This is a genomic window from Xanthomonas protegens, assembly GCF_038442435.1.
Lineage (GTDB): Bacteria > Pseudomonadota > Gammaproteobacteria > Xanthomonadales > Xanthomonadaceae > Xanthomonas_A > Xanthomonas_A sontii.
On the sequence record NZ_JAQJCQ010000001.1, the window covers coordinates 828243 to 840542 of the forward strand.

Annotated in this window: 7 protein-coding genes; all 7 read left to right on the forward strand. The window is 69.5% G+C overall.

Annotation, left to right across the window (positions count from 1 at the left end):
* Positions 1 to 495 precede the first annotated feature (495 nt).
* The 7 genes from PIQ37_RS03550 to PIQ37_RS03580 all read left to right on the forward strand — a co-directional run bounded on the left by PIQ37_RS03550 (position 496) and on the right by PIQ37_RS03580 (position 12167).
* Entirely contained in the window at positions 496 to 2415 is a 1920-nt protein-coding gene (locus PIQ37_RS03550; protein ID WP_342072356.1) for a beta-galactosidase, read from the forward strand.
* Complete coding sequence (locus tag PIQ37_RS03555; RefSeq protein ID WP_342072357.1) at positions 2412 to 3788, forward strand: APC family permease; 1377 nt, start codon at positions 2412 to 2414, stop codon at positions 3786 to 3788. The genes PIQ37_RS03550 and PIQ37_RS03555 overlap by 4 nt, the downstream gene beginning before the upstream one ends.
* Complete coding sequence (locus PIQ37_RS03560; protein ID WP_342072358.1) at positions 3785 to 4720, forward strand: carbohydrate kinase family protein; 936 nt, start codon at positions 3785 to 3787, stop codon at positions 4718 to 4720. The genes PIQ37_RS03555 and PIQ37_RS03560 overlap by 4 nt, the downstream gene beginning before the upstream one ends.
* On the forward strand, positions 4695 to 6137 hold the full coding sequence (locus PIQ37_RS03565; RefSeq protein ID WP_342072359.1) for a 6-phospho-beta-glucosidase: 1443 nt from the start codon (positions 4695 to 4697) through the stop codon (positions 6135 to 6137). The genes PIQ37_RS03560 and PIQ37_RS03565 overlap by 26 nt, the downstream gene beginning before the upstream one ends.
* Before the next feature lie 171 nt (positions 6138 to 6308).
* Positions 6309 to 7748, forward strand: a complete 1440-nt coding sequence (locus PIQ37_RS03570) for a glycoside hydrolase family 125 protein (RefSeq protein ID WP_342072360.1) — start codon at positions 6309 to 6311, stop codon at positions 7746 to 7748.
* A gap of 111 nt (positions 7749 to 7859) precedes the next feature.
* Complete coding sequence (locus PIQ37_RS03575) at positions 7860 to 10202, forward strand: GH92 family glycosyl hydrolase (protein WP_342072361.1); 2343 nt, start codon at positions 7860 to 7862, stop codon at positions 10200 to 10202.
* Positions 10203 to 10322: 120 nt separating this feature from the next.
* Complete coding sequence (locus PIQ37_RS03580; RefSeq protein ID WP_342072362.1) at positions 10323 to 12167, forward strand: glycoside hydrolase family 35 protein; 1845 nt, start codon at positions 10323 to 10325, stop codon at positions 12165 to 12167.
* Positions 12168 to 12300 lie beyond the last annotated feature (133 nt).

Here is a 12300-nt window from a genome sequence, read left to right on the forward strand (position 1 = left end):
CAAAGCCTGGACTATGGCTCTTGTGGGAGGGACTTCAGTCCCGACGGGCTTTACTGGGAATATTGGAAAGCAAAACCAACAGCTTTCGCCTGACGGCGAGTCACTTTTCTTTGCTTGTGCAAAGAAAAGTAACCAAAAGAAAGCACACCCCGCCGCAGCGCCCGCTGCGCGGGTTCGCTCCGCTAGCGGGATTTTCGGACGGGGCATCCTGCCCCGGCCGAAAACGGCGCACGTCCCTGTGCGCCGCCCCCCTGCGGGGGGTTTTACCCGCCAGCTCAGCCGCTGCGGAGGGGGCCCGAGAAAAGCAACAGCTGAAGAGCAACAGCAACAGCAACAGCAAAATCAGCATCAGCAATACGAAGTCCCTTCGTGGATCGACACCGTCGATGCACGCGGCAGCACTACGCCGCGCGTTACTTCCTGCATCCAACACCGCTCCCGTCGCTTCGGGACTCTGGCCGCAGCTGAGGGTCGCCAAACCTCCTGGAGCGCGCATTGAAACGCCGCGCCTTCTGCCGGTTCGGGTTGCTGGCGCCATTGGGCTTGGCGGCGATGCCGATGCTGCGCGCAGCGGTGCCGGCATCAGCGCCGGTGCCGGACGGGCGGCCGCACACATTCGGTTTCGCGCAAGGGCGCTTCACGCTGGACGGGCAGCCCTGGCAGATCCGTAGCGGCGAACTGCATCCGCTGCGGATCGCAAAAGCGGATTGGCTGCATCGCATCCGCATGGCCAAGGCGATGGGACTGAACACCATCGCGCTGTATCTGATGTGGAATGCGCTGGAAACGGCGCCGGGGCAGTTCGATCTGGACAGTGGCGAGCGCGATTTCGTCGGATTCATCCGGCTGTGCCAGCAGGAAGGGTTGTGGGTGTATCTGCGCCCTGGTCCGTACGTGTGCGCGGAGTGGACGCTGGGCGGGTTGCCGCCGTATCTGCTGCGCGAGGCGAACATCCGTCTGCGCGATCGCCACGATGCGCGCTACATGGCGGCGGTGGAACGCTATATCGGCGCGATCGCGCCGCGCATCGCGCCGTTGATGGCCAGCGCCGGGGGACCGGTGCTGATGCTGCAGATCGAGAACGAGTATTCGATGCACGGCAGCGACGTCGGTTACCTGCAGGCGCTGGCCGCGCTGTGGCGGGCGCATGGGGTCGAGGGGCCGTTCTCGCTGGCCGAAGGGCTCAAGGATCTGCGTCGGCGCCAGGCCATGTTGCCCGGCGCCGCGCTGGGACTCGATGGTCCCGATCTGCATGACCTGCAGGCGGCCACGGCCTTTGCCGGGCAGGCGCCGGTGTGGGTGTCCGAAGGCTATCCCGGCTGGCTCACGCACTGGGGCGAGCCGCAGTTCGCGCACCGCGACTATGCGCCGCTGCTGCGCCGCATCGCCGCCGCCGGCTATTCGTTCAATCTGTACGTGGTGCACGGCGGCACCAACTTCGGCCTCAGCGCCGGGGCCAATGCCGAGGACGACGGCTCGCAGTTCCAGCCGGCGCTGACCAGCTACGACTACGGCGCGCCGATCGACGAGGCCGGCCGTGCCACGCCGGTGTACTTCGCGCTGCGCAAGATCATCGCCGCGCATGCCGACGCGCCACCGCCGCCGGTACCGGCCGCACCGCGGCGCGCGCAGTTCGACGCAGTGCGGGCCACACCCGTCGCCGCGCTGTGGGACAACCTCGGTCCCGCGCTGCAGACCGACACGCCGATGGACAACCAGCGCCTGCTCGGCCAGGACCAGGGACTGGTGCTGTATCGGCGGCGGATCGGCGCGGGCAAGGCGCTGCACCTGGGACAGGTCCACGACTACGCGGTGGTGCATGTGGACGGGCGCGAGCTGGACCACGTGTCGCGGATGCGGCACCCGCGCCTGCACAGCGCGCTGCAGCTGCACCTGCCCGATGCAGCGAAGGACATGCGCGATCTGGACGTGCTGGTCGACAGTTTCGGACACATCAACTTCGGCCCGGCGCTGGGCGATCGCAAGGGCCTGCTCGGTCCGGTGCGGCTCGATGGCCAGGAGCTGCACGGCTGGGAGGTGCGCGGGCTGGCGCTGGACACGGACCCGACACCGTCGCTGCGCCCGCTGCAGGCGCCGCCGCAGCGCCCGGGCCTGTTCTTCGCCACCGAATTCACCCTGGACCAGCCGGGCGACGTGCACCTGGACATGCGCGACTGGCGCAAGGGCTATCTGTGGGTCAACGGGCGCCTGCTCGGCCGCTACTGGGACATCGGCCCGCAGCAATGCCTGTACTGCCCCGGCGCCTGGCTCCGCGCCGGGGCCAACCAGGTGCTGATCCTCGATCTGCATCGCCTGCAACCGGGCGTGGTGCGCTGCGCCAACGCTCTCGTCCCCACGCCTGCAATGCAGTCCGTCGCTTCCCTTCCCTCCCCGCAGGATCGCGCATGCACATGACGTCGCTCGCCGCCCCCGTCGCGTCCTCTTCGTCCGCCGCGGACCAGGGCGCGCCGCCGCGCACGCTGGGGTTCTGGAGCGCGCTGTCGGCCAACCTGCTCAACATGATCGGCATCGGTCCGTTCATCACCATCCCGCTGGCGCTGTCGGCGCTGGCCGGGCCGGCGGTGCTGCTGGGCTGGGTGGTCGGCGCACTGCTGTGTCTGTGCGATGGTCTGGTGTGGGCCGAACTCGGCTCGGCGATTCCGCGCTCGGGCGGGCCCTACCACTACCTGCGCGAGGCCTACGGCCGCGACCGTGCCGGGCGCCTGTTCGGCTTCCTGTACCTGTGGCAGACGCTGCTGACCGCACCGCTGTCGGTGGCCGCGGCCGCGGTCGGCTGCGCGCAGTACCTGGCCTACCTGATGCCCGGGCTGAGCCACACCGCGCTCACCGGCATCGCCATGGCGCTGTGCCTGTTCAACACCGCGCTGCTGTACCGGCAGGTGCGCTCGGTGCAGTTGCTGTCGCTGCTGGTCAGCGCGGTGGTGATCGCCGCCTGTCTGTGGATCGTGCTCAGCGGCGCGCTGCATTTCGACATGGCGCTGGCGCGCGAATTTCTGCAGGCGCGGCCGGCCTCGCCGCACGGCTTCTGGCTGGGCTTCGGCGCGGTGGCGCTGATCGCGGTGTACGACTACGGCGGCTACAACAACGTGTGCATGCTCGGCGGCGAAATCCGCAAGCCGCGCCGCACGATTCCGCGTGCGGTGCTGTGGTCGATCCCGATCGTGGCGGTGCTGTACCTGGGTTTGAACGTGACCCTGCTGGGCGTGCTGCCGTGGCAACAGGCCGCGCAGTCCAAGGCAGTGGTCGCCGACTTCATGCAGGCCATCTATGGCCCGGTGGGCAGCACCGTGGCGGTGGCGCTGATCGTGCTCGCCAGTTGGGGCTCGGCGCTGGTGGTGCTGCTGGGCTATTCGCGGGTGCCGTATGCGGCAGCGGCCTCCGGCCAGTTCTTCGGCGTGTTCGCGCGGCTGCACCCGCGCGGGCGCTTTCCCAACGTGTCGCTGCTGTTCGTCGGCATCACCTCGGCGCTGGCCTGTCCGCTGTCGCTGGACGACCTGATCGCCACGCTGATGATCATCCAGATCCTGTTCCAGTTCCTGGCGCAATGCCTGGCGGTGGTGCTGCTGCGGCGGCAGCCGCGGCGCCGCGCGCGCTTCGCCATGCCGCTGTATCCGTGGCCGCTGCTCATCAGCGTCTGCGGCTGGCTGGCGCTGCTGGCCACCAGTCCGCTGCCGCGGTTGCTGGCGGCGGTGCTGGCGCTGTGCGCGGGCACCGCGCTCTATCTCATCCAGGCCAAACGCGAGGCAGCATGGCCCTTCCAGCAATGAAAACCCACGACGTCGCGGTGGTCGGCGAGGTCTATCTCGACCACATCTTCAGCGGCTTCGCCACCTGGCCCGGGCCGGGCGAGGAAGCGATGGCACGGCACTACCATCGCGACCTCGGCGGCGGCACCGTCAACACCGCCTGCGGGCTGGCGCGGCTCGGGCGCAAGGTCACGCTGATCGGCGCGATCGGCGCCGGCGACCGCGCCTGGTTCGCGCAGCGCCTGGGCGCGTTCGGCGTCGGCACAGAAGGCTTGGTCGACCATCCCGCCGGCACCGGCGTCACCGCCAGCGTGTCGCTGCACGGCGACCGCTCGTTCTTCACCTATCCCGGCGCCAATGCCGAGCTGGAACCGCTGCTGGGCAGCGCCGCCGCGCTGGAGGCTATGTGTGCCGCGCGCCATGTGCACTTCGCCCTGCCGCTGCCGGCGACGCTGGCGCGCACGCTGCTGCCGGCGCTGCGCGCGGCCGGCTGCAGCACCTCGCTGGACGTGGGCTTCAACCCCGCGTGGCTGGCCGATCCCGACAACCACGCCACCTGCCGCGCGGTCGATCACTTCCTGCCCAACCAGAAGGAAGCGGCGCTGGCCGGCTGCAGCGGCGACGATGCCGCGTCCTGCCGCGCCTGGGCGCAGGCGCTGGGCCTGGCGCAGGTGACGATCAAGCTCGGCGGCGCCGGTGCCTGCGTGGTGGATGCGGCCGGCGCGCGATTGGTCGCCGCGCCCGTCGTCGCCGTGCAGGACACCACCGGCGCCGGCGATGCCTTCGATGCCGGCTTCATCGACGCGCTGCTGGACCACCTTCCCCTCGATGCCTGCGCGCAGCGCGGCTGCCTGTGCGGCGCCGCCTGCTGCACCGCGCTCGGCGCGCTCGACGGCCTTCCCGATCTCCCACGTCTCAGGAGTCTCCATGAGCAGTTCCTTTCCCAACCGTAAACTCGCCCTGATCGGCGGCGGTGGCGTGCGTGCGCCGCTGGTGGTGTACGGCGTCAACGATGCCGCCGAAGCGCTCGGTGCGCGCGAGATCGTGCTCTACGATCCGGACCAGGAGCGGCTGGCGCTGATGGTCGCGCTCGGCCGCGCGGTCGTCGCCGAGTTCGGTGGCGAGTTGCAGGTCAACGCGGCAAGTTCGGCGGAAGCGGCGATCGACGGCGCGCACTTCGTGCTCAACAGCATCCGCATCGGCGGCATCCACCAGCGCGCCACCGACGAGCACACCATCATCCGCCATGGCTACGCCGGGCAGGAAACCACCGGCCCCGGCGGCGTCGCCAAGGCGCTGCGCACGGTGCCGGTGGCGATCGAGCAGGCGCGCATGGTGGAGCGGCTCAGCCCCGACGCCTGGCTGGTCAGCTTCACCAACCCGGCCGGGCTGATCACCCAGGCCATCAGCCGCCACACCCGCGCGCGCGTGGTCGGCATCTGCGATACGCCGGTGGAACTGTTCCACAACATCGCCCGCGCGCTCGGCGAGCCCCCGGCGGACGTGGACTGCGAGTACGTCGGCCTCAACCACCTGGGCTGGATCCGCGCGGTGCGCGTGCGCGGCGAGGACGTGCTCGACCGGATCCTCGCCGACGACGCGATCCTGCGCCAGCTGTACCTGGCGCCGCTGTTCGACTTCGACATGCTGCGCACGCTGCGGCTGATCCCCACCGAATACCTGTACTTCTACTACGAGCGCAGCCGCGCCCTGGAGAACCAGCGCGCCAGCGGCGCCAGCCGCGGCAGCGAGATCGAGCGGCTCAATCACACCCTGATCGCCGACCTGCGCAGCCGCCTCAACGCCGGCGACGGCAGCGGCGCGGTACAGACCTACGCCGCCTACCTGCAGCAGCGCTCCGGCTCCTACATGCGGCTGGAAGCCGAGGCCGGCTCGGCCTTCGCCGACGACCTCGCGCCGCAGCCGGACCCGTTCCGCGCCAGCACCGGCTACCACCGCATCGCCGTGGACGTGATGAGTTCACTGACCGGCGCGCTGCCCGGGCGACACGTGGTCAACGTGCGCAACCAGGGCTGCATGCCGGAACTGGCCGACGACGACATCGTCGAGATCTCCTCCACCATCGAGCGCGACCGCATCACCCCGCTGCCGGCGCGGCCGCTGCCCGAGGCGATCCAGGGCCTGGTGCGCACGGTCAAGGCCTACGAGCACGCCGCCATCGACGCCGCGCTCAGCGGCAGCCACCTGGACGCCTGCAAGGCGATGCTGATCCACCCGGCCATCGGCGAGTGGAGCCCGTCGCGGCGGCTGCTGGAGGCCTTGTTCGGCCATGCCGGCAACGGCGACGACGACGGCGAGTGCGTGTGCTCGGGACCGATGCACTGGCACGGCGCGCACCACCACCACTGAGCCGGCCGGTTGTGCGGTCGCAGGATGCATCGGACGGCCACACGTTGTAAGGTCGTCGTAAATTGGTCCGTCATAGGTACCATCAACCTGCCCTCCCGGCCGCGGCCGGCGCCTCCCCCGGTGCCGGCCCGCGCCGGGAGCGTTCGTCGATTCCACGGAGCGTTCCAGGCCATGCCCACCCGCCGCGACATCCTCCACTTCCTCGGCGCCAGCGCCGGCGCCGCGCTGCTGAGCGGGGCGCTGCCGGCCGCCGCCGCGGCCTCGGCCTCCACCGCGCTGCCCAGCAAGCGGCCGCCGCCGAGCAAGCGCCGCTTCGTCAGCGCCGCGGTCGAGCGCCAGTTGCGCACGGTCAAGGCCGGCATCGCCGATCCGCGCCTGGCCTGGCTGTTCGAGAACTGCTACCCCAACACGCTCGACACCACCGTCGAGACCGGCACCCGCAACGGCAAGCCGGACACCTTCGTCATCACCGGCGACATCGAGGCGATGTGGCTGCGCGATTCCTCCGCGCAGGTGCATCCCTACGTACCGCTGGCCAAGCGCGACCCGGCACTGCGGCGCATGTTCCATGGGCTGATCCAGCGCCAGGCCGCCTGCATCCGCCTGGATCCCTACGCCAACGCCTTCCTGCCCGACGGCACCAGCCAGCGCCTGAAGTGGTCGGTGGCCGACATCACCGAGATGAAGCCCGGCGTCGGCGAGCGCAAATGGGAAGTGGATTCGCTGTGCTACCCGATCCGCCTGGCGCACGAGTACTGGCGCGCCGGCGGCGATACCGCGCCGTTCGACGACGACTGGCGCGACGCCATGCACGTGGTGGTGCGCACCTTCCGCGAGCAGCAGCGCCTGCACGGCCGCGGCCCGTACAGTTTCCAGCGGCCCTCGCCGCTGGCGACCGAAACCCTGGTGCTGGACGGCTACGGGCAGCCGACCCGGCCCAACGGCATGATCCACTCGATGTTCCGCCCGTCCGACGACGCCTGCCTGTATCCGCTGTTCGTCCCCGCCAACCTGTTCGCGGTGACGTCGCTGCGGCAATTGGCGACGATGAGCGAGGCGCTGCACCACGACGCCGCCTTCGCCGGCGAGTGCCGTGCGCTGGCCGACGAGGTCGAGACCGCCACCCGAAAGTTCGGGCAGATGCGCGACGCCGACGGCCAGCCGTTCTGGGCCTATGAGGTGGACGGCTACGGCAACCAGTTGTTCATCGACGACGCCAACGCACCCGGCCTGCTGAGTCTGGCCTACCTGGGCTGCTGCGACCGTCGCGATCCCGTGTTCCTGCGCACCCGGCAACTGGCCTGGAGCGAGCGCAACCCCTACTTCTATCGCGGCCGCGCCGCCGAAGGCGTGGGCAGCCCGCACAGCGGCCTGGGCACGATCTGGCCGATGTCGCTGATGCAGTACGCCCTGGCCAGCGACGACGACGCGCAGATCCGCCAGTGCCTGCAGTGGCTCAAGACCACCGATGCCGGCAGCGGCTTCATGCACGAAGCCTTCGACAAGGACAACCCGAGCACCTTCACCCGCGACTGGTTCGCCTGGGCCAACACCTTGTTCGGCGAACTGATCATCGATTTGCACCAGCGCAAGCCGCAGTTGCTGTCGTAGGAGCGGCTTCAGCCGCGACCGGGCTTTACCGGTAATGCCCCATCGCGGCTGAAGCCGCTCCTACAAATACACACACCCCACCGCACCGCCGCACACCCCGAGGACAGCACCATGGCCACACGACGCGGTTTCCTGCAGGGCGCCATCGCCCTGGCCCTGTTCGGCAGCAGCGGCATCGCGCGCCTGGCGCAGGCACGCGCCGGCAGCTACGCGCTGCCGGCCGATGCGCACGCCAAGGCCGAGCTCACCCGCAACGTCGACGTGTTCATCGGCACCGGCGGCCACGGCCACACCTTCCCCGGCGCCACGCTGCCGTTCGGCATGGTGCAACTGAGCCCGGACACCTACAACGCCGACTGGGACGCCTGCTCCGGCTACCACGCCGACGACGGCTCGATCATGGGCTTCTCGCACACCCACCTGTCCGGCACCGGCATCGGCGACATGCTCGATTTCCTGGTGGTACCGGCCACCGGCCCGGTGAAGCTGCAGCCCGGCACGCGCGAAAACCCAGATGCCGGCTACCGCTCGCGCTACGACCACGCCGACGAAGCCGCCTCGCCCGGCTACTACCGCGTGCGCCTGAAGGACAGCGGCGTGCATGCCGAACTCACCGCCACCGCGCGCGCCGGCCTGCACCGCTACCACTTCCCCAAGGGCAAGCCGGCGCACCTGCTGCTGGACCTGTGCCACGGCATGCAGGACAAGCCGGAGATCCCCGCCCGCGTCGAAGACGCCAGCCTGCGCCTGGTCGACGCGCAGACCGTCACCGGCGGCCGCCGTGTCTATCAATGGGCCAAGGGCCGCTACATCTACTTCGCCATGCGCCTGTCGCGACCGTTCGCCAGCGCGCAGCTGTATGCCGACGACCAGCCGCTGGCCGCGAGCGCGCGCAGTGCCGACGGCAACCGGCTGAAACTGGCCCTGCACTACTCCGATGCGGCCGACGCGCCGCTGCTGGTCAAGGTCGGCATCTCCGCGGTCAGCGCCGACAACGCCCTGGCCAACCTCGACGCGGAACTGCCCGACTTCGACTTCGCCCGCGTGCACGCCGCCGCCGTGGCCGAATGGGAAAAGGAACTGGGACGGGTGCGCATCGACAGCGACGACGAGGCGCAGCGCCGCATCTTCTACACCGCGCTGTACCACAGCCTGATCGCACCGACCCTGTTCAGCGACACCGACGGCCGCTACCGCGGCATGGACCTGCAGGTGCACCAGGCGCCGGCCGGCTACCACAACTACAGCACGTACTCGCTGTGGGACACCTACCGCGCCCTGCATCCCTTGCTGACCCTGGTGCAGCCCGAGCGCGTGCCCGACCTGGTGCAGTGCCTGGTGCGCGGCGCCCACGAATGCCCGCAAGGCGTCGCCATCTGGCCGCTGCAGGGCGTGGAGACCGACTGCATGATCGGCTACCACTCCGCGGTGGTGCTGGCCGAGGCGCATGCCAAGGGCTTCACCGGCATCGACTGGAAGGCCGCGTACCCGGCCTGGCGCAAGCGCGCGATGGACGACGACGTGCATGGCCTGGCGCTGTACCGGAAGCTGGGCTACATCCCCTGCGACAAGGTCGACGAGTCGGTCAGCCGCACCCTGGAATTCGCCTACGACGACTGGGCGGTGGCGCACCTGGCGCAGGCGGTCGGCGCCGCCGACGACGCCAAGCACCTGCGCGAACGCTCGCGCCAGTACCGCAACGTGTTCAACCGCGAAAGCACCTTCGTGCAGCCGCGCCTGAGCGACGGCCAGTGGGCCACTCCGTTCGATCCGCGCGCGATGGGCCACAGCGCGCAGTGGCGCGACTTCACCGAGTCCAACGCCTGGCAGGCCACCTTCCTCAACCAGCACGACCTGTACGGCTACATGGACCTGTTCGGCGGCCGCGACCACTTTGTCGCCAAGCTCGACGAACTGTTCACCACCAGCTCCGAACTGCCGGCGGACGCACCGCCGGACATCGACGGCATGGTCGGCCAGTACGCGCACGGCAACGAACCCAGCCACCACGTCGCCTACCTCTACGCCTACGCCGGGCAGCCGTACAAGACCCAGGCGATGGTGCGGCGGCTGCTGCGCGAGCAGTACCACGACGCGCGCAACGGCCTGTCCGGCAACGAGGACTGCGGGCAGATGAGCGCCTGGTTCGTGCTCAGCGCGCTGGGCCTGTACGCGGTGGACCCGGTCAGCGCCAACTATGTGCTGGGCAGCCCGCTGTTCAAGCGCGCCGAACTGGACGTGGGCAACGGCCGCACCCTGCGCATCGTCGCCCACGGCAACAGCCCGGCCAACGTCTACATCCAACGCGCCCGCTGGAACGGCAAGCCGTACACCCGCAGTTGGCTGCGCCATGCCGACCTCGCCGCCGGCGGTACGCTGGAGCTGGAGATGGGGCCCAAGCCCAACACCGCGTTCGGCGCGGGCAAGGACGATCTGCCGCCCTCTTTCAGCTGACGCCCCGTTGCCTCGTAGGAGCGGCTTTAGCCGCGACCGAGCCTTCCCCGGAAGCCCCGGTCGCGGCTGAAGCCGCTCCTACAGGTAAAGCCCGAACTCGCTACCGGAAGAAACCCCCACATGCTGCGTCGCTCCCTGTCCGCCCTTGCCCTGTCGCTCCTGCTGTCGCTCCCGGCAGCCGCGCAGCCGGCTCCAACCACCGCCTGGCCCGCCTTCGCCACCCAGGGCGATCACTTCATCCGCGACGGCAAGCCGTACCAGGTCATTTCCGGCGCCATCCACTTCCAGCGCATCCCCCGCGCCTACTGGAAGGACCGCCTGCAGAAGGCGCGCGCGATGGGCCTGAACACGGTGGAGACCTACGTGTTCTGGAACCTGGTGGAACCGCGGCCGGGACAGTTCGACTTCACTGGCAACAACGACATCGCCGCCTTCGTCGACGAAGCCGCCGCGCAAGGCCTCAACGTGATCCTGCGCCCCGGCCCGTACGTGTGCGCCGAGTGGGAAGCCGGCGGCTACCCGGCGTGGCTGTTCGCCGAACCCGGCATGCGCGTGCGCAGCCAGGACCCGCGCTTCCTCGCCGCCAGCCAGGCCTACCTCGACGCCCTCGCCGCGCAGGTCAAGCCGCGGCTCAACGGCAACGGCGGCCCGATCGTCGCCGTGCAGGTGGAGAACGAATACGGCTCCTACGGCGACGACCACGCCTACATGCGCCGCAACCGCGCCATGTTCGTCCAGGCCGGCTTCGACAAGGCGCTGCTGTTCACCGCCGACGGCCCCGACGTACTCGCCAACGGCACCCTGCCCGACACCCTGGCCGTGGTGAACTTCGCCCCAGGCGACGCCAAGAACGCGTTCGAGACCCTGGCCAAGTACCGCCCCGGGCAGCCGCAGATGGTCGGCGAATACTGGGCCGGCTGGTTCGACCAGTGGGGCAGCCAGCACGCCGTCACCGACGGCGCCAAACAGGCCAGCGAATTCGAATGGATTCTGCGCCAGGGCCACTCCGCGAACCTCTACATGTTCGTCGGCGGCACCAGCTTCGGCTTCATGAATGGCGCCAACTTCCAGAAGAACCCCAGCGACCACTACGCCCCGCAGACCACCAGCTACGACTACGACGCAGTGCTCGACGAAGCCGGCCGCCCCACCCCCAAGTTCACCCTGTTCCGCGATGCCATCCAGCGCGTCACCGGCATCGCCCCACCGGCGCTGCCCAAGCCGATCCGCTTCGCCGAACTCCCCGTCACGCCGCTGCGCGAATCCGCCTCGCTGTGGGACAACCTGCCCGCCCCGGCCGCCACCACCGACACCCCGCAGCCGATGGAGCGCTACGGCCAGGCCTACGGCTACATCCTCTACCGCACCACCGTCACCGGCCCGCGCAAGGGCAGCCTGTACCTGGGCGACGTGCGCGACTACGCCCGCGTCTATGTCGACCGGAAGCTGGCAGGCAGCGCCGAGCGCCGCCTGCAGCAAGTGGCGGTGGACGTGGACATCCCCGCCGGCCCCCACACCCTCGACGTGCTGGTGGAGAACACCGGCCGCATCAACTACGGCGCCCACCTCCCCGACGGCCACGCCGGCCTGGTCGACCCCGTGCTGCTCGACGGCAAACCCCTCACCGGCTGGCAGACCTTCCCCCTGCCGATGGACGACCCGAGCAAGCTCATCGGCTGGACCACCGCCAAGATCGACGGCCCCGCCTTTCACCGCGGGACGGTGAAGATCGGCTCGCCTGCCGATACGTTCCTGGACATGCAGGCCTTCGGCAAAGGTTTCGCCTGGGCCAACGGCCACAATCTGGGACGGCACTGGAAGATTGGGCCGCAGCGGGCGTTGTATTTTCCGGCGCCGTGGCAGCGGAAGGGCGGGAATAGCGTGATTGTGTTTGATTTGGATAGCGCTGCGGATGCCAGCGTGCGCGGGGTTAAGGGGCAGGTTTGGAGTACGCCCAGTAACTGACTTCTCCGCGGAGCGCGCCGTCCGGTAAATCCGGATGGCGCGGGATCAAACAACTTGTCTACAAATTAAGGCCGCCGGCGGTTCCGCCGAGCGGCCTTTAACTTGTGACGCGCGTCAACAAGTGGTAGCGTCA